Annotated in this window: 19 protein-coding genes and 1 pseudogene; 7 read left to right on the top strand and 13 right to left on the bottom strand. The window is 62.4% G+C overall.

What is annotated here, in order from left to right; genetic code table 11:
• The first annotated feature begins 96 nt into the window (after nucleotides 1-96).
• Nucleotides 97-1152, top strand: coding sequence for a virulence RhuM family protein (locus AC1PLS_RS20960; protein ID WP_047126549.1), 1056 nt, complete (start codon nucleotides 97-99; stop codon nucleotides 1150-1152).
• Between the two features lie 351 nt (nucleotides 1153-1503).
• Nucleotides 1504-1935 (top strand): hypothetical protein, encoded by a 432-nt coding sequence (locus AC1PLS_RS20955; RefSeq protein ID WP_231110695.1) that lies wholly within the window; start codon nucleotides 1504-1506, stop codon nucleotides 1933-1935.
• Nucleotides 1936-1996: 61 nt separating this feature from the next.
• Here AC1PLS_RS20955 and AC1PLS_RS20950 read toward each other — a convergent pair.
• The 7 genes and pseudogenes from AC1PLS_RS20950 to AC1PLS_RS20920 form a co-directional block, all read right to left on the bottom strand.
• Nucleotides 1997-2252 (bottom strand): annotated as a pseudogene (locus AC1PLS_RS20950) (antitoxin).
• Between the two features lie 579 nt (nucleotides 2253-2831).
• A complete protein-coding gene (locus AC1PLS_RS20945) occupies nucleotides 2832-3164 on the bottom strand; it encodes a lipoprotein (RefSeq protein ID WP_039513672.1) in 333 nt (110 codons plus the stop codon).
• 144 nt (nucleotides 3165-3308) lie between these two features.
• Nucleotides 3309-3626: a hypothetical protein gene (locus tag AC1PLS_RS20940; protein ID WP_155758412.1), complete on the bottom strand. Its 318-nt coding sequence runs from the start codon at nucleotides 3624-3626 to the stop codon at nucleotides 3309-3311.
• 3 nt (nucleotides 3627-3629) lie between these two features.
• Nucleotides 3630-4385: a nucleotidyltransferase domain-containing protein gene (locus AC1PLS_RS20935; protein WP_481104030.1), complete on the bottom strand. Its 756-nt coding sequence runs from the start codon at nucleotides 4383-4385 to the stop codon at nucleotides 3630-3632.
• Nucleotides 4298-5104 (bottom strand): pentapeptide repeat-containing protein, encoded by an 807-nt coding sequence (locus tag AC1PLS_RS20930; RefSeq protein ID WP_481104029.1) that lies wholly within the window; start codon nucleotides 5102-5104, stop codon nucleotides 4298-4300. Before AC1PLS_RS20930 ends, AC1PLS_RS20935 begins: the two co-directional genes overlap by 88 nt.
• 187 nt (nucleotides 5105-5291) lie before the next feature.
• Complete coding sequence (locus AC1PLS_RS20925; protein WP_481104028.1) at nucleotides 5292-6128, bottom strand: restriction endonuclease; 837 nt, start codon at nucleotides 6126-6128, stop codon at nucleotides 5292-5294.
• Nucleotides 6129-6366: 238 nt separating this feature from the next.
• Complete coding sequence (locus tag AC1PLS_RS20920; protein WP_481104027.1) at nucleotides 6367-7758, bottom strand: alpha/beta fold hydrolase; 1392 nt, start codon at nucleotides 7756-7758, stop codon at nucleotides 6367-6369.
• A gap of 175 nt (nucleotides 7759-7933) precedes the next feature.
• On the opposite strand from AC1PLS_RS20920, the gene AC1PLS_RS20915 reads away from it, so the two are divergent.
• The gene (locus AC1PLS_RS20915; RefSeq protein ID WP_481104026.1) at nucleotides 7934-8830 is read left to right on the top strand and encodes a pseudouridine synthase; all 897 of its coding nucleotides are present in this window, start codon (nucleotides 7934-7936) and stop codon (nucleotides 8828-8830) included.
• A gap of 118 nt (nucleotides 8831-8948) precedes the next feature.
• The gene (locus AC1PLS_RS20910) at nucleotides 8949-9287 is read left to right on the top strand and encodes a hypothetical protein (protein WP_481104025.1); all 339 of its coding nucleotides are present in this window, start codon (nucleotides 8949-8951) and stop codon (nucleotides 9285-9287) included.
• A gap of 28 nt (nucleotides 9288-9315) precedes the next feature.
• Here the strand turns inward: AC1PLS_RS20910 and AC1PLS_RS20905 are convergent, their stop codons facing one another.
• Nucleotides 9316-9771, bottom strand: coding sequence for a hypothetical protein (locus AC1PLS_RS20905; RefSeq protein ID WP_024939627.1), 456 nt, complete (start codon nucleotides 9769-9771; stop codon nucleotides 9316-9318).
• A gap of 302 nt (nucleotides 9772-10073) precedes the next feature.
• Between AC1PLS_RS20905 and AC1PLS_RS20900 the strand changes: the two genes are divergently transcribed.
• Entirely contained in the window at nucleotides 10074-10475 is a 402-nt protein-coding gene (locus AC1PLS_RS20900) for an antitoxin Xre/MbcA/ParS toxin-binding domain-containing protein (protein WP_065033331.1), read from the top strand.
• 70 nt (nucleotides 10476-10545) lie between these two features.
• Here AC1PLS_RS20900 and AC1PLS_RS20895 read toward each other — a convergent pair whose 3' ends face one another.
• Together AC1PLS_RS20895 and AC1PLS_RS20890 are read right to left on the bottom strand one after the other, a co-directional pair.
• Entirely contained in the window at nucleotides 10546-12171 is a 1626-nt protein-coding gene (locus AC1PLS_RS20895) for an alpha/beta hydrolase (protein WP_481104024.1), read from the bottom strand.
• A 378-nt stretch (nucleotides 12172-12549) separates the two neighbouring features.
• Complete coding sequence (locus tag AC1PLS_RS20890) at nucleotides 12550-13227, bottom strand: DUF6393 family protein (protein ID WP_241235277.1); 678 nt, start codon at nucleotides 13225-13227, stop codon at nucleotides 12550-12552.
• A 136-nt stretch (nucleotides 13228-13363) separates the two neighbouring features.
• Here AC1PLS_RS20890 and AC1PLS_RS20885 point away from each other — a divergent pair, with 136 nt between their 5' ends.
• The gene (locus AC1PLS_RS20885) at nucleotides 13364-13924 is read left to right on the top strand and encodes a hypothetical protein (RefSeq protein WP_481104023.1); all 561 of its coding nucleotides are present in this window, start codon (nucleotides 13364-13366) and stop codon (nucleotides 13922-13924) included.
• 272 nt (nucleotides 13925-14196) lie between these two features.
• On the opposite strand, the gene AC1PLS_RS20880 is transcribed toward AC1PLS_RS20885, so the two are convergent.
• Both AC1PLS_RS20880 and AC1PLS_RS20875 read right to left on the bottom strand, forming a co-directional pair.
• Nucleotides 14197-15309 carry a type II toxin-antitoxin system RelE/ParE family toxin gene (locus AC1PLS_RS20880; protein WP_184614991.1) on the bottom strand — a complete coding sequence of 371 codons (1113 nt, stop codon included), beginning with the start codon at nucleotides 15307-15309 and terminating at the stop codon, nucleotides 14197-14199.
• On the bottom strand, nucleotides 15296-15502 hold the full coding sequence (locus tag AC1PLS_RS20875; protein WP_065046733.1) for a hypothetical protein: 207 nt from the start codon (nucleotides 15500-15502) through the stop codon (nucleotides 15296-15298). Before AC1PLS_RS20875 ends, AC1PLS_RS20880 begins: the two co-directional genes overlap by 14 nt.
• A gap of 271 nt (nucleotides 15503-15773) precedes the next feature.
• On the opposite strand from AC1PLS_RS20875, the gene AC1PLS_RS20870 reads away from it, so the two are divergent.
• Entirely contained in the window at nucleotides 15774-16289 is a 516-nt protein-coding gene (locus AC1PLS_RS20870) for a CcdC protein domain-containing protein (RefSeq protein ID WP_160954947.1), read from the top strand.
• Between the two features lie 39 nt (nucleotides 16290-16328).
• Here AC1PLS_RS20870 and AC1PLS_RS20865 read toward each other — a convergent pair whose 3' ends face one another.
• Nucleotides 16329-17594 (bottom strand): phospholipase D-like domain-containing protein, encoded by a 1266-nt coding sequence (locus tag AC1PLS_RS20865; RefSeq protein ID WP_024939635.1) that lies wholly within the window; start codon nucleotides 17592-17594, stop codon nucleotides 16329-16331.
• Nucleotides 17595-17764: the final 170 nt, after the last annotated feature.

The following is a 17764-nucleotide window of genomic DNA, read 5'->3' as shown; positions in this document are numbered from 1 at the left end:
CGGCACGTTCGCCTATCACCATCACCGGGCATGCCCGGATAGCATCATGGACGAAGAAAAACTGGTTGTGCGGTATCGCCAGCATGGGAGGCATCAATGGCGAAAAAGCATGAAATTTCGCTCGTCCGCTCGTCGGCGGCCGAATACCTGACCTTCGTGGCCGCCGCAGGCGAGGGCGGCGTGCAGGCGGCGTATGCCGACGAAAACGTCTGGCTGACGCAGAAGATGCTGGCCCAGCTCTACGATGTCGAAACCCACACCATCAACTACCACCTGAAAAAGGTGTTCGCTGACAACGAGTTACAGCCAGATGCAGTTATTCGAAATTTTCGAATAACTGCCGCCGACAGCAAGAGCTACGACACCAAGCACTACAACCTCGCGGCCATCATTGCCGTGGGCTACAAGGTCAATTCCGAGCGCGCGGTGCAGTTCCGCAAGTGGGCCACCACCATCATCGAGTCCTTCACGATCAAGGGCTTCGCGATGGACGATGAGCGCCTGAAGAATGACGGCACGGTGCTCGGCAAGCGCTACTTCGAAGAGCAGTTGCAGCGCATCCGCGAGATCCGTCTCTCCGAGCGCAAGTTCTACCAGAAGATCACCGACATCTACGCCACCGCCCTGGACTACGATGCCACCGCGCAGGCAACCCAGCGGTTCTTCGCCACAGTGCAGAACAAGCTGCACTGGGCCATCCACGGGCAAACCGCAGCAGAAGTCGTCTACCACCGAGCCGATGCCGGCAAGCAGCACATGGGCCTGACCACCTGGGCCGATGCACCGCGCGGGAAGATCCAGAAGTTCGACGTGGCGGTTGCCAAGAACTACCTGACCACCGGCGAGATGGCGCAGTTGCAACGCCTCGTATCGGCCTATCTGGACCTGGCCGAGGACATGGCACTGCGGCAGATTCCGATGACCATGCAGGATTGGGAAACACGTCTGAATCGTTTCATCGAAGCAACCGACCGGCAGGTGTTGCAGGACGCAGGGCGCGTCACCGCCGAGATCGCCAAAGCGCATGCGGAAAGCGAGTTCGAAAAGTACCGCATCGTGCAGGACCAGCTGTTCGTGAGCGATTTCGATCGCGTGTTGCAGCAGCTTGATGCAGGAGACCGTGTGGACGGTGCCGACGAGGACTTGCGCTAGACGGTGATGTGGGAAGCGCCAAAGCGTCAGGTCCCCAACCGCGCGCGATAGTGCACGTTGGATTGAAAGATCGCTCCGAGGATGAATCGCGACTAGCGTCTGCCCAGGAGTCGCCCGCCACGGTGGTTCCGCCCGTCCAGGGCTCGTACCCCAAGCCGGAGAGATGGCATGAGAACTGACGACAAAGAAGCGCTTGCGCGTAAGAGGTGAATGATGAAGGCGATATGGGTTCTTGGGATTCTCGCGCTGTCAGCCTTCTCCAGCGCGACTGCGGCTGGGAGGCTGGAGATCAGACTCCAAAACAGACAGGCAGCGCATACAGCGACAGCTGGAGCATCCGTCTCAGTCACGATGGCCAACGCAGGTGACCAGCCCATCGAGCTACCTGCCTCGTATGTTCCAGACGTAGACAAAGGCGGGGTGTTGCAGACCAATCTGTTCAAGGTCCTGCAAGAGGACGGCAGCCCTGTCGACTATCGCGGCATCTATGTGCACAACGTCCGAGGTTCCACGCCATCTCTTGTCCTGAAGCCGGGGCAGTCAATCGTCAGGACGATCAATCTGTCATTGAGTTACCAGATCATGCCTGGGCGCAATTACTCGGTCGGGGTACACCCACTTATACGTTATCGGGAGCAGCAGGAATCAAAGAGTAAAACCACCTCAGCCGATATGACGTCGCTGAAGACTGCTACATCCAACATCATCGAGATCACGCCTCGCCTCGATAGGTCTGCGATGTATCGGCGAACCTGCGCCTGGCCCCAGCGTGCCGAGGTGTAGCGGATGATCCCGCGCAGATCGGCTTCGGCTTCGGCTGCGTCGGTGAGGACGTAGCCGTGCATCAACCGCGACGGCCCTCGGCGAATTCTTCATACAGGATGGTGCTGATGCTCCTGGTAGACACGTTGCCGGCAAGGCCTTCCTCGACACGTCCCCCAAGGAGGGTCTTCAACTCCTGCCATGCCTGATCAGCGTTTAGGTCGCCAGGGAACAGGCGTTCAAGCGCGTATTTGCTTGATGGTCTTGCCCTGCAGAGCCGCCAGCGCCTTCAGGCTCTGGTGCTGCTGATCGTTCAGATCGATGGTCAAACGGCTCATGACGAGCTCCAAATCCGCACAAACCCACATTAGTGCAGCAGCTTTGGCCGGGTCGTTGATCGGTCTGCTGCAGCGTTGGGGTGCTACCGCAGGTCATGCCAGCGGTGAGTGGGAGAGTCCGACAGGCCGAGTTCGCAAGCCAACGCTCAGCCCCTAGTGAAACGTCCAAAAAACGCGAGGTCAGGCGATCCGCCTGACCTCGTCTGCCGTCTGGCAGGCCGGGCGGCTTACTTGCCCTTCTTTTCCTGCTTGGCCGCGCGCTTTTCCTTCAGCGTCTTGGTCGGCTCTTTCTTCTGGCTCTTCTTCTGGTCCATCCCCTTGCTCATGACACCCTCGTAGTTGCTGGATTGATCGGTCGGGCAGCGCCATGACCCTGGCGTGCCTGCGCACTGTACGGCTTGCGCGGGGTGGAATGGCAGCGGCAGCGCAAGGTCGGGCGACGGGCGGTGTGTCCGGCCCGGCGCCCGCGCGACGCAGCGTGCACCAGTAGCCCTTCGGCGTGGCCGGCTAGGCCACAAACGCAAACGCCCGCGTGCGACCGGCAAGGTCCGCACGCGGGCGCTGGCGACAGCGGTGGGCTTACTTGGCCGGCACGCGCTGGTACTGCTCGCCACCGGTGTTGAGGTGGCCGTTGGCCGCGTCGATGGCGAAGTTCACCGTCTCGCCATCGTTGGTGACCTGCAGCGCCCCGTCCTTGTAGACCGCCGGGTAGCTCTCGGTCTTGGGCTTGCGGCTGAAGAACTTCGGCGTGGTGCTGCGGACCATGAAGGTCTCGCCATTGCGCTCGATGTCCATCGTCTCTTCCTGCGTCTGCACGTTGACCCAGTGGCCGACGAACTTCTCGCCCTCCTCCTTGGCGCAACCGCTCACCAGCAGTGCCGCGGCCAGCGCGGTGCCCATCCACTTCATCATCGTGTGTTCTCCAGTTGAGGCTGGAGCCGAGGATGGCGGGTGGGGGATGTATGGGAGGTCAAGAAATCATCGCGGCAACGGCTCGAATAGGAACAGCTCACGTCGTTGGGAAACTTGTCTACCTAATACTGTTAATGTTCCGCGCTAGCTATCTTCACGGCCTTTCAAGCTTCGTAGTGCAATTTTTAGTTGACTGATAGCGCGTTCTGCTTCCTCCTCCGAGATATCTACAAATATTTCGTCGCTTATATCTGCTTCCGAGCGCGATGCTTCTGCATTCAGCGCCAGCGCCTCATAGATGCCGTCCCAATCTGCATGTGGTTGCTCTTCTCTAGAATCAGAAATCCAACGTCTTATAGTAACCAGAGAAAGCCCAACCAATGGTGTCCTAAGCGTTGAGTCGTTGACGGTATCTAAACACCTTCTCTCCAACTCCACTCGTTTTGGAAACTTAGATTCCATAAATTACTCCTGATATATTTTTTGTCTAAGATTGCAAGACCAGTCTAGCAACTGCCGCGAATGGTGCGTTAGTGTTTTGGAATCTAGCCGGGGAGGAGGAAGTCCTCTGGTAGCCGCATGCCGACAAGCTATCAGTAAAGAATAATCTTCCAGTGATAGAGGGAAGCTAACGACTCTTATTGAGAACGGCGCAAGACGGGAAAAATCAAACTTCCCATTGAACATTTTTGAAGCATACATCGCAGAATTTCTTGCTGCTACGTAAAGTAGGCCTGCCTCATAGCAATGAGATTTTTCCGGGCAAACTTCAATTCTATGGCTTGCTGAATCCATAATGCCGGACATCATTTTGATATCTGATTCCAATGATCTGTAATCAGATGGGCAGCCGAGATTTTCCGCTAGTCCTTTAGAGTACTGAAGTATAGGAATGGATTCCGTGAATAAATGCCAAGCGAAAGGTGATCCTTCTCGCCATAATTGTGAAATTCGATTGATTCCATAGATGGAAAGTCCAATCTTTTTTTCAAAAAGCGGTTGAATTTTTTTGCCAATTAAGTGTTTATCAATTCCTTGAGTCGTATCGACAACGGCAATAACATCTAGGTCGCTGTTTTCGTCGTTAGATCCTCTGGCTACCGACCCAAATATGGCCGCATGAATAATTGAATTCATCTGCGGGAAAATCTCCTGTAAATGACTGATGCCAAAAGTCCAATCGTAAAGTAGCGCACAAAGACAATTGATATCGTCCACCATCTCGGAAATTCCGGGTTATTGCCTGGAGTTCCAATGAAAATCTCGATGGTCCGAGCTAAGCAATCAAAAAAGGTGGGGTCCTCGTAAACTAGTGATCTAGCCAAGGAATTAGCGACGAGAAGCAAGGCGATGCTTACCACCAAGCGGAAGGGGGATTCCCCATAGCCCCATACTAGGCGGCTAGCCCTGAGGCCAAGTAGCTTATATGGAGCCTTGATAAACTTGTCGATTTTTGTGTAGTGATCGGTGTAGTACCAAGTAACGCCTTTTTTCACTTGAATCCAATGTTCCTCACTTGCGTCCATCTCAGCAAATAGGCATGCGCGTGCATCTTCGACATCTCCGAGCGACTCTGCATTTTTTCTAAGGGATCTTATGAGGTCTCTGCTTGCATTGGGCCATATATGCCGGTTTGCAATCACTTTGTGAGAGTCGACTAGCGTGCCTTTGAAGAAAGCATACTTAAAATCGCAATTTATGAAAATTGCTCCACGAAAGTTTGAGTCAAGAAAAACGCAACCGGTAAAGTTGCAATTTTCAAATCTAGATCGATGAAAATAGCAATTCTTGATCTGGCTATGTGAAAAATTGCAATTCTTGAAAATTACTTCCTTTCCTCGACACCAGTCGATCCTACTACTACTTAAATCGAGCCCGAAATTTTCTTTGGGAAATTCCTTTGCCTCTATCTTGGTTCCTAGCCGATCGTGTAAGTTCATTTCTTTCCGAAAATTTGGTTGAGAACAGATGCCAGAAGAAAAGTGAACAGGGGCACCATCCGCGAGCGATTTGAGACAGCTCCGCCTACGCGCTTCCGCGAAATTTGGAAACTTACTGCAACCTAGGGACGAATCGATGATGCACTGGTTCCCCCTTCGTACGAGCGCGCTGTCGCAGCAGCTTCACTTACGCAGTTCCTCTGCATTTCGGGAACTGGCTGCAGCCTAGGAAGTTCTCGCTGGTGCGCCGATTTATTCTTTGCACAAGCGAGCTGCCGCAGCGTGGGCAGTTTGGGGTGGCGATGGTCGCAGAGGCAGTGGACTCAGTCGAAGCAGAGACAGGTTCGACGCGCGTTGCTTGTGGTGTCGCCTGCGCTGTAGCTTGTCGTTGCACCGCTCGAATCATCTCCAATAACTGTTCGCCGCCGATCAATTCAATCGGCTTGCCTTCGGCGAAGCGCTCTGCGTCTTTCGTGTAGCTACCGATGCAGGCGATCTTCACCGCATGGGCCTGGTGATGCGCGAGCAGGCCGTACATCTCCCGCACGACGCTGACGCCAACCTGCTGGCGCTTCCACTGTTTGCATTGCACCAGCGTGCGGCAGCCGTCCTTGCGCAGGATCAGGTCGATGCCGCCGTCCGCGCCGCCCAGGCCGGTTTCTTCGACGCTGTAGCCCTGGCGGCGAAATGCTTCGCCTACCAATAGTTCGAACTGGCGCCAGCCACCGGCGGCCAGGCTCTCCAGGCTTGTGCGTGTTTCCAGAAAGCGTCGCCGGCTGCGTGTGCGCAGATAGGAGAACAGCGCAGCAAGCCAGCAGACGCCGAGCAGCGTCCACGCCAATGGTGCGAACATTCCACTCGATTGTTGGGCGAAGCCCTGCGACAGCATTCCACCTTGGTGAGAGAACCACCAGCCGATGCCATAGCGCACCAGCAGATACGCAGCGATTCCCATCACGAAGCCAACCGGCCACGGCAATGCGGCCAACGCTTCGAACCCGCTCTGCCTCTTTCTGCGTCCCATGCAAGAACCCCCGTTCCAGGTTCGAACATAACCGCTGGAACAAGGTTTGTCAGCAAACCAACCGGCGTTGCGATCTATCTCCCATTAACTGCGCTGCATTAAGTGCTCCGTTGCGGTAGAGCTCGCCGTTGTGCCAATGCTTGAGTTTGCTTGTGTCGCTATCAGCGCATCTTCGTAGGCCGCAGACGGGGAGCGCTTTAAATACTGAGCAATAAGATGGCAGTTCTATAGCCCATAATCATTCCCCAGGCTCACGACAGCGCTCAGCAACTTTCCGGTCCGCCACAAACTCAGCAACCGCACTCGCAAAACACGCAGGGGCTGCAAACGCGAGCAGATGCGCGCCACGCTCAACGGTGCTGAGGGTCATCGGGCCTGCCGTTTTCAGCAGTGCGGCATGCGCCTGCGCGCCGGCGTACGGGGTGTTGGGATCTAGCGTGCCGTGGATGACAAGAGTGCGTGGCAGGGTGGTGGGGCTGCGGCCGAACCAGGCGTCGCGTGGGTAGGTGGGAAGGCCGGCGTCCACCAGCAGGCCGGGGATGGGGCTGACGAACAGGGCGTCCTTGGCTTCGGCCGCGACGGTGTCGCGGGTGAGGGTTGGCCGCGCATTGTTTTCGGACGCGGCAATCAGCATGACCAGCGGCAATGCGGGCTGGTTGTCGCCGCCTTGGCCCATCGCGGCAAGCGCGGTCTGCAGATCGGTGATAGTGGCAGTGAGCAACGTGGCGTCGTCACGGGCCAGGCCGTCGATGATGGCGGGAATGCGGTCGCGCAGCCTGGGGAAGTTGAGCAGCATGCCGAGAAAGCGCTTGAGGTCTTTGCCGGGGATTTGCGTGCGCCATGCGGCGCTATCGCTGCGATCGAGCACGCTGCGATAGGTAGCGATGCGTGCGTCGTCCAACAGCGCGCGGCCTACCGCATCGACCACCGCGGTGCGGTGGCTCAAGTCCCATTGCGCGGCAGTCTCCGGTGGCACCAGGCCATCCAGCACCAGCCCATCCAACGGGATGGGCGCCACTTGCAGGGTGCGCAGTGCCAACTGCGTGCCATAGGATACGCCGTACAGCAGCACCTTGCCCTTGCGTCGTTGCTGGCGGATCAGCAGTGCAAGATCTTGCGCCGCTTCGGTGATGGTGAAGGCCTTGGTTCTTTGCGCATCTGCATACAGCGCGCCGATGCACGGGCCCCATTCGGCGCCGGCCAGGCCCACGCCGTCTGCGCTTTGCGGCGCTTCCTGCGCGGGGCACAGGCGGGCCGAGCGCCCAGTGCCGCGATGGTCCGGAATGATCAGGTCATAGCCGGGAAAGGCGCGCCGGTAAGTGCTGATCATCGGATAGAGCGATGCGCCGGCTTCGCCCGGCCCGCCCGCAATCAGCCAGACTTCGCCGCGTCGCTTGCTCTGGTCCGGCGTAGGAAAACGGCGAACGAACAGCTCGATCGTGCCGGCATCCGGAGCTTCGTGACGCAGCGGCACCTCGGTGACCAGGCATTCGCTACCGACCAATGGTGCGTGTGCCGCAGCGTCGGCACATGCGGCGAATGACGGCGGTGGCGTCTGCGCCGCGGCGGCAACCGGTGCAAGGAATGCAGCAAGGCAGACAACGGCCGCGTAGATCGTAGGACGACGCATCGAGTTCCATCTCTCGGCAAAGATCCGCAGCATTACCTAATGGGGCTGCGCGCGTATCGCCCGAAAGTCATTCTTCGCCGATGAGGTGCGCATGTCGCTGCGCAGAGTGCGCAACAGCCAAACGTAGGCGCGGTACGATCCAACCCCATCTGTTTGAGCGCGCATCGCTGTCGCCATGGTTTCAACACGCCCGATCCTCGATGGCATGGCCGCCAGCCAGTTCCAGCTACCAATGGGAAGCTGGGCCACGGTATTGGAGGCGCTATGCGCATGTTTCCCGAGTGTGGATGCGGCCACGTGGCGTGACCGCTTCGCGCGTGGGCGTGTGCTGGACGCGAATGCGCAGGTGCTGGATGTGGCGGCGCCGTATCGATTGGGTGCGGAGATCTATTACTTCCGCGAAGTGGCTGATGAGCCCGTCATCGCGGCGGCGGAAACCGTGGTGCATGCCGACGCGCACGTGGTGGTGGCGTGCAAGCCGCACTTTCTGCCGGTGGTGCCCGCAGGCGTGTATGTGCGCGAGACGTTGCTCACGCGGCTGGTGCGGCATTTCGATAACCCCGCGTTGGTGCCACTGCACCGCATCGATCGTGACACTGCCGGACTGGTGTTGTTCTCGGCGAATCCTGCAACACGCGGGATCTACCAGGCGCTGTTCCGCGAGCGACGCATCCGCAAGCACTATCTGGCAGTGGCGCCGCCGCTACCTGGGCTGAGGTTTCCGTATGTGCATCGCAGCCGGCTGGAGCCGGGCGAGCCGTTCTTCCGCATGCGCGAGGGCGTGGGTGAGCCGAACAGCGAGACGGTGATCGATGTGGTTGCGCGCGGTGCGGACACGTGGACGTATCGGCTGGAGCCGGTCACCGGGCGCAAGCACCAGTTGCGCGTGCACATGGCCGCGCTGGGTGCGCCGATCCTGCATGACCGCTTCTATCCAGAGCTGGAAGATCAGCGGCCTGATGATCCGGAACGGCCGCTGCAATTATTCGCGCAGACGCTGGCGTTCGACGACCCGATCACCGGCGAGCCTCGGCGCTTCACCGCGACGATCGAACCGACAAAATCGACTTGAGGCGTTAGCCTCTGCTTCGCTAAAAAATCGGGCGAAATATCTGGTTTTCAGATATCCGAAAGAGCGCATTACGCTGGCTTTGCGGACATCCCGTCCGCTTACGCCGAGGACGGACGCCATGACTGCTTCGAAAGCTCTTTCGACTACCGCTCGGCGACGCGCCACGCCAGCGACCAAGCTGCAAACGCACGAAGAGCCCTTCACCTTCGGCGTCACCCTGCAGCAGATCGACCAGTTCCATACGCTGCTGCGCACGATCACTGCGCAGAGCGACATGGTGGCGGTGTGCAGCGGCAAGCCGCTGGATGCCACCAGTCTGTCGGTTCTGGGCGAGAGCATCTTCAATGCCGCCCGCGCGGTACGCGGTGTAGTCGATGAGATTTACGAGCAGCGGCTCGGTGGCGATGGCCCGGTCGATGCGGCCGAAGCGAGCGGGCAGGGCGGCGCCAGGGTCTGACCGGGCGCCGCGGGCAATCGCGTCAGCCTCAACGCACCTTGTACAACACCGCCGCACCCGGCTTGGGCTCGAACATCGGCACGGTCTGCTGCTTGAGCGCGGTGCCCTTGGCGTCCCACACCAGCGTCTCGGCGGGGTATTCCTCGTTGCGGGTCATGGTGTCGATCTGCTTGACGATCACCGTCTTGCCGGCGGGCACTTCCGGGTTCCAGGCGAACACGCCCAGGCGGCCGTAGAACACCGCCGGTGCAGCGGCATCCAGGCGGCGGTCGGGGCACATGACCAAGCCGCGTTCCAGCATCACCCGCAGCGCGCCCACGGGCACGGCCTTGACGGTGGGCGCAGTGCGGTCGGTGCTGTGGCCGGGGCAGACATTGGCCGAGCGGGTGAGCATGTCCTCGACCACCTGGCGGTCGGACTGGGCCAAGGCCGGCAGCGCGGCGGTGGACAGGGCAAGTACGGCGAGGGCGGATTTCCAGGGCATCTGACAACTCCTCATGAGATGACACTCCAATACGGCAGCCCTGCAGGCGGGCTGCTGCCAGTGACGCGCCCGGATGCTAGCAAGCCCCGCGTTAAGCGCCGCCAATGGCTGGCGCCGCTTCCAGGCGGGCGCGCAAGCGGGAATCGGCCACCGAAGCCGCCGTCGGCCCGCCAACCGCGCACGGGCCGGCCGGCGCGTAATGCAACCGCCGCTGACGCCCGTTGCCGCTGTCAGGAGACTCCTGATTGAGCGGCGGCGGCGACGCGGATAGCGTGCGCGCTATCACACCGTTGGACTGCTTTATGGAACGCGCCGACCTCATTGCATCACTGCTCACCGGCATGCGGCGTGCCGAAGACTTCCGCGCGCACGGGGCGGCCTACAACACCGCGCACAGCCAGCAGATGGCGGTCGACCACGGCAAGGCCGCCGACGCCGAGCTGGTGCTGTCGCTGTTCGCCTTCACGCCGGAGCACCTCAAGCTGCTGGGCAGCACCGGCATCGAGAACCTGGGCGAGATCGTCTGCCACGCCTGGGCCTTGAATGGCGGCAACAACGAGGCGCTGATCGGCTGGTTCCGCAAGCCCATGAACGCGCTGGACGGCCAGACGCCGGCTGCCCTGGTCCGCAGCGGCAGCCTGAAAGTGCTGCTGCTGGTGCTCAGGCAGCAGCTGGAGTGGGAATTGCCCAAGCGCTCGGCCTGAGCAGCGGGGCCGGTGAGACCGCGCCCTGGCGTGCCGGTGGCCGGCACGCCGATCGGCAGCGCCGGCGCGCTTACTGCTTGGGCCGCGCCACGGCGTACATCTCCCAGGCAATCTTCTTCATCAAGGCGTTGCTGTCCTCGCCTTCCTTGTACAGGTCGAAGTGGGTGCGGCCTTCCAGGTAGCGGAAGTCGCTTTTTGCGCCCAGGCCGTCCAGCACCGCCTGGAACTTGCGCGCCGCCCCATCCAGGTAGAACGTGTCGGCGGTGCCGACGATCAGGTGGATCTTGCCGTCCAGATCCGGCTTGAGCGTGGGCCACTGCGCGGCCACGCGCGCGGCGATGTCGTAGTGCGTGCGCCAGTAGGCCACCACGGCCGGGTCCACCTTGCCGGTGTCGCGGTCGAACATCGGCACCGGGCGGCCGTCGGGCCCGCGCGGCGAGAACACCCAGTCGAACGAGGCCATCTGCCCGCCGTAGGGGCCTAATACGCGTTCGAGCTTGGCGAAGGTTTCCAAGTCGGCCACCACCTTGCCCTGGTCGCGGATCAGCGGGAACTGGCTGCCGTCCGGGCGCCGGTAGACGTTGGCATTGGGCGCGTACAGATCCGGCCCGGTGAAGTCGTGGAAGTCGCTCGAATCGGGCGAGGTGGACCAGGTACCGCCGAACAGCTTGGGGTAGCGCGTCTGCAGCCACAGCGTGGCCCAGCCGCCGGACGAATGCCCGTTGAGGAACCGGCCCTTGGCGTTGCCGTCCATCTTGTATTGCCGCTCGAGCGCGGGGATCAGCTCTTCGGTCAGCGCGGTGCCCCAGGGGCCGTTGTTGACCGAGTCGGCGAACTCGTGGGTGCCGGTGGGCGTGGACTGGTCCAGGAACACCCAGATCATCGGCGGCATCTGCTTGGCCGCCATCGCGCTCCAGGTGGCGGCGATGCTGCCGGCAAAGCGGTTGTAGTTGCCGCCGAAGCCGTGGGTGACATACACGGTGGGATAGCGAGTGGCGGCCTTGGCGTCGTAGCCCGGCGGGGTGAGCACGCGGGCGCGCAGCGACACCGGCCGGCCCCAGAACGCGCTCAGCGACGGGCTGACCAGCGAGGCGTCCGCGCTATGCAGCCTGGCCTCCGGGATGGCGTCGCGGATCGCCTGCGGCGCCCGCGGCGACACCTGCCACGGGTCGTCCGACGCGGGCACCTGCTTGCTGAGCGTCAGCGTGGGCAACGGCTTGCCCTTGCCCTGCGTCACCGCGGTGACCTCGCTCAACAGGTCGCCGCCATCGCGGCCGGCATAGCTGTAACTGTGGTCCGGATCCAGCACGGCCTGGAACAGGTACTCGCCGGCCGGCAACGCGGAAAAGCCGCTGGGGAAGGCGATGTTGTCCAGGTCGATCTGGACGCTGGCACCGGGGGCAAGCGCGGTCACCTCCTGCGCCGCCACCGCCACAGCGGTCGGGCGGAACGGGTTCACGCTCACCTCCTCCACCTTGCTGGCTTTGCCGTCCTTGCCATCCTTGGCCGCGGCCTGGGCGTCCTTGGCCAGGGTGGCGAAGACCAGCAGGCGGCCGGACACGGGCTGGTCGCTCGCCCCGTCCAGCGTGACGCGCAGCAGGCGATGGGCCGCTACCGGTGCGGCGGCGTGCGCGCAGTAGGCGCACAACAGGCCAACGGCCAGACCCAGGCGGGGGGCAAGACGATGCAGAGACATGCAGATCCTTGGGAACGCAGGTGGATGGAGCGGGCGCACACGGCCCTGTGCAGACTGTAGCCAGTTCCCGGCCGGCCGTGCGCCACCAACGCGAGGTCCGGTCACCGTATCCGATCTGCCCGCTCCAGCGCTCACATCATCAACCGGACGCGACACAAACTCTGGCCGGCATCGCGAGCGGTAGCGTGAAGCTGGGCCAGCCCCAAGTAACCAAAAACGAAAGCCAGCGTCAGTTTCAATTCGGCAAATGTCTGACAGACATCCAATCTATTGTGTTTGGTCCATTGACGGACGCGTTGAAAGCGGTCGAAGCGTTGCGTTGAAGACGGTCGCCATCGGGTCTTACGTCAGCTCTTGTCCATGCCGTGCTTGGTTCGCTTACTGATTTTTGATGTAGACAGCATCGACGTGCGTCACTTTGCCGCTGGAATCCAGAGAAAAAGTCATCACGATGGAGCGTGCATCGGGGTTCAGTATCGCCTGCTCCTTGTTGTCCCTGACGACCAGCTTGCCTGCGGTTTCTTCAACAACATTTGACGTTGGAGAACTGCCGAACATCTCCAGCACCCTTGCTTTTGCTGTAGCCAGCGGTATGTATTTGCTGACGATGCTGCTCACGTCGATCTGTTGGAGTCGAAGGGGTTTTTGGGACGCATAAATTTCGTCGAGCATGGGTTTGGCTTCTGATTTCAGGATGTCATCCTGCTTCGAAGCGGTGCGTGCCGTCTCTGCATTGGTGCAGGACGAAAGTGAGAGCACTGCGATCCCTATGAGTGCGAAGGTTGCAGCCCAACGGCTTGGCGTGACGTGTGGCAAGGCGATCTCCTGATGCAGCTGAGAACATGGATCAGATGTCCGAATCATTCCAGGTAACCGTTCCATCTTGACGGACGTCTGTTGCGAGCAACGGAGCGCGGCGTTTGCTCCCGAATTCCAAACTGCATCACGCAACGACGTCGTTGAGACGATTTGCCGGGTTTGCGAGGCCTTGGTCTTCAACGATGAACCCACCAGCGGCGTGGCCAGCTGGGTGGCGTAGGTGTGGTGCTGCCACACACACGCATGTCGTCATCGTACGCAATCGATCATCTGCCGCTTGGCGTTATGCACAGGTGCCGTTGCGAATGTCCATTCAAGGCGCAAGCGGCAGTCGCTGCCGACACCTTGCATCACACACCAGGGAACGATCGAAATGAAACGTAAAACCAGCTATCGCGGTGCGCTTGCGGCCTGTGGCCTCTCACTCGTCGTGGCCGCGTTGTGCATGGACGCTGCCGTTGCCGCACCGGTGACCGGGGCGGATACGGTCACGTTGAGCTATGTCTTTGCCATGCTGCAGACGGGCCAGCAGGATCAGAAGCCCGAAGACATCGCGGCCTGTCGCAAGCAGGTTTCCGCACCGGGTTCCAAGTACCTGGGTTCGGCGGTCACCACCAAGTACTCCATCGACGTGCAGTCCAAGATGATGTCTGCGTCCTCGTCGCTGCCATCCCCGGGGGGCACGCAGCCGATGACGGTGACGATACCGCTGTCACCGTTGGGCTTGTCCGGGGAGTATGCCTTCGGTGCGTTTCAGCCGAGCGCGCTGCCCAACACCTATGTGCTGTTCTCGGTCGGGCTGGACTTCAAGGGGCCGCAGTCGTCCGTGCTGGTTCTCAACAGCGACAAGACCTACAACTGCCTGGTGACCAGCAATCCGGCGCCGTTGAAGGGAGCACTGGGTACCAAGTTGGGCAAAGACCAGGGGCGCTGATGTCTGCAACCGCCGGGTAATCGGTGAACGCGCCGAAGACAGCTTCGGCTCGTTCGGCTGCTGTTTTCAAAGCAGCACCTTAGAGGGGGCGGGTGAAATGGCGGTTTACCACCGTACGCTCCAGATCAACTCCACGGGTTGATGACCTCCAACGCCATCGCTGCGAACGGTGCCGTGTCGCGAGTTGCAACGGTCAGGCCTTGCGCGGCTGCCGTTGCAGTCATCCCCGCACCAGCAATAAGTGAAACCCGGGGCCAACCTGGCCCCACCACTCACCGATACGGCCCGGGCCCGCGCCATACCGGCTCGCCTTGCTTGTAGACCTCCATCATGTTGATGACCTCGCGGGCATCGCCGATGTCTTTGAGCTCCGGCGAGTCCGGCGGCAGCAGGCGGCATTTGCTGGAGCCGCGCTTGAGCGCGACTTCCAGCGGGCAGACCATGCGGTACTGGGTGCCGGGCAGGATGATGGCCACTTCCTTCATGCCCTGGTCGCGCCAGTTGCGCAGCTGGGTTTCGCTGCGCACTTCGTAATAGACCTGGTAGCCGCCCACATCCATGCTGGGTTGGGCGTTGTTGCGGTCGCGGCGGCGGCCTTCGCTGATGGTGGGCGTGTTGGACATGCCGTCTTCGGCGGCATCGGCTTGTTCTTCGAGCATGCCCGGTGGGCGGCCGGTCCAGGTTTCGGGGCGGCGCTGCGGCGGCGACGAGGGTTCTGCCGGCGGTTGCGGCGGGGTGGGGCGCTGCACCGGTTGCGTCTGGCGCTGCTCGACCAGGCCGCCGCGGCGGGTGTTGCCTGCCGGCGGGATCGGGTTCTTGGCAGTCTTGACCAGGGTGGACTGCACCGGCGAGGCGGCCGGCGGCGGTTGCACGGGTGCTGGCGTTTGCGACGGCGGAGTCGGGGTCGGCGAGGGCGTGGGTTGCTCGGGCGTGGCGGTGTCGCCGACAAAATCCACCTTGGTGCGGCCGCCGCTGGCCGAGCCCTGTGGCGGGGTCATGGTGGGCGTGGAGGCCGACAGCAGGATCAGCAGCATCAGCACATGCAGCAGGGCGCTGATCAGCGCGGCGACCCAGGGCTCGATGCGTTCGATCAGCGGCTCGGTGCGCGGCAGCCAGTCCTGCGTCTGCAGGCGGACGTGCAGCAGCTGCAGCGCGTCGTCGCGCACGCGGTAGACCAGCACATAGGGCGTTTGCTTGACCACCCATTCGCGGGTGCCGGCGACCCGGCCGGCGCGGCCGCGGCCGGGTTGCTCGGCCAGGGTGCGGGTGGCTTCCAGCACCTGCCGCGCCATCGCGGCGGCGGCGGTCGGGTTGAGCGCGTGGTAGTGATCCTGGGCGTGTGCGAGTTGCCTGGCGGCCGGGACGGTCCAGTCACGCCGCAACATCAACGCCCCATCTGGCGAACAGTGCGCCCACCTCTGCCGGCGCGGCAAAGGCGCCCTGATCCGCTGCGGCCATGCCGTCCAGCACGGCGGCCTCGAAGCTGGCGGCGTCCACGACGCGAACCACGTCGTCCCATCCTGCCGTCTCGGGCAGCGTGTCGATCAGCGTGCGGGCTTCTTGCTTGATGGCGGACATGGCACTGCGGTGGGGGGAACTCTGCCGGCAAGTCTACCCGTGCGGCTGCGCTTCGCGTGTGGCAATGGCTGGCGCGCGGCTGGGGCGTTCACCGGCAGTAGCCGGCAGGCCGGTCCTGCGCGAAGGTCGCTCGCCTGTCGCGATTGCCGCGCGCGGCGGTGGCCGCCCGGGCAAGCCGCCTGTGCACGCAGAAAGTGACACTTGGCACCTTGTTCGCTGCGGGGGCCGGTTTCATTCTGCGTCGGTCACCTCACCCCGCAAAGGAATCGCCATGCCCGCTGCTGCCATCGCACCGCTGACGCCGTATCTGTCGATGGCGGCCATCGCCTTGCTCTACTACCGGCGCATCCGGCGCAGCTTCGGCCGCCAGCCGTGGAAGCCGGTGAGCACGGCGGTGCGTACCGTGGTGCTGGTCATTGCGGCGGCAGCGTTGGCGTTTGCGGTGTATGGCTTGCCGCAGGTTCGGCTGGGGATCGCCGCCGGAACGCTGGTCGGCATCGGGCTGGGCGCGCTGTCGCTGCGCTACACGCATGCCGAATGGGTGGAGGGGCGCGGTTGGTATACGCCCAATCCGTGGATCGGCGGCGGCCTGATGCTGGTGCTGCTCGGGCGCCTGGCCTGGCGCTGGGCCGATGGCGCCTTCAGCGCGGGCGCGGCGGCGGCCGGTTCGCAGGCCAGCCCGTTGACGCTGGGCATTGCCGCAGCGCTGGTGCTGTACTCGCTGGTGCACGTTGGCGGGCTGTGGTGGCGGCTGCGTCAGCTGCGGCTGCAGGCTGTGCAGCGCTGAGCGCGGGTGCGCTCACTGCCAGATGGGGAAGGCCGTTGCCTACACCTGCGAGCGGAACGGGACCACCAGCTTCTCGCCCAGCTTCTGCCGCAGCGGCCGCTTGCGCCAGCGTTCCAGCGTGTACAGCTCGGCCCGTTGCAGGTCGCGCTCGAACACCTCGGTCATCTGCGCGGCCAGGTCACGGTCGTAGACATTCAGGCTGGCCTCGTCGTTGAGGCGGAACGAGCGGATGTCGAAGTTGGTCGAGCCCACCGAGACCAACAGGCCGTCGATGATCAGCAGCTTGGTGTGCAGCATGGTGGGCAGGAATTCGTGGATGGCGATGCCGGCCTGCAGCAGCGGCTCCCAGCTGGCCTTGGAAGCCAGCCGCACCGAGACCGCATCGATATGCTTGCCCGGCAGCAGCACGCGGATGCGCACGCCGCGCGCACGCGCTTCCAGCAGCGAGCGGGTGATCAGCGCATCCGGCACGAAGTAGGCGGCGGCCAGGTCGATGGAGCTGCGCGCCGCGGCGATGGCGATGAGATACATCAGGTGCATGCTCTCGCTGCCGCCGGCGGGCGAGGCCACGAACAGCTGCGCGTCGCTGTCGCCGGCCGGTGCCAGCTCGGGGTAGTACTCGGCGCCGTTGAGCACGCGGCCGGTGCTCTTGATCCAGTTGTCGTTGAAGGCGGCCTGCACCTGCGCCACCACCGGGCCTTCGATGCGGTAATGCGAGTCGCGCCAGTGCTCTGGGTCCTGCGCATCGCCCATCCACTGGTCGGCCACGCCAACGCCGCCGGTGAAGCCGATGCGGCCATCGATCACCAGCAGCTTGCGATGGGTGCGGTTATTGACGCGGTGCAGGTTGTACCAGGTCAGCGGGCGGTAGCGATGCACCTCCACCCCGGCGTCGGTCATGTCCTGCACCAGCGAGGCATCCATCTTCAGGCTGCCGCCCCAGTCGATGGTGACGCGCACCTTGACCCCGGCGCGCGCGCGCTCGGACAGCGCCTGGCTGAACTCGCGGCCGATCTCGCCCGACCAGTAGATATAGGTTTCGAAGGTGATGGTGCGCTGCGCGCTGCGGATGGCGGCCAGCATCGCCGGGAAGATCTCGCTGCCGTTGTGCAGCACCTGGATCTTGTTGCCGGGCAGGATCGCCGGACCCAGCAACACCGACATCTCGCGTTTGAACTGCGGGTCGGCGACGTCGTAGCAATGGCTGGGGATGTGCTCGAGCTTTTTCTCGGGCGTGGCGAAGTTGAGCAGCAGCAGCCCCACCACCAGCGTGGTGACGACCGTGGCCACGATGATCCATGTCATGCATCCAACTCCGGTTCCCCTGCCATCGACAGCCCCAAGCGGCCGGCATTCTGGCAAGGCGGGCGGCATGGGGGCCGTGAAGGGGGATGCGTCCGGCGTTTGCGCGTGTCCATGCCGGCCCAGGTGCTGGCCGACACCACGCACCGATGCCGGTGGCCGGCCTGCGGCGT

It is taken from the genome of Xanthomonas sp. NCPPB 3218 (assembly GCF_056725185.1).
This window is presented reverse-complemented; position numbering and strand designations above follow the sequence as displayed.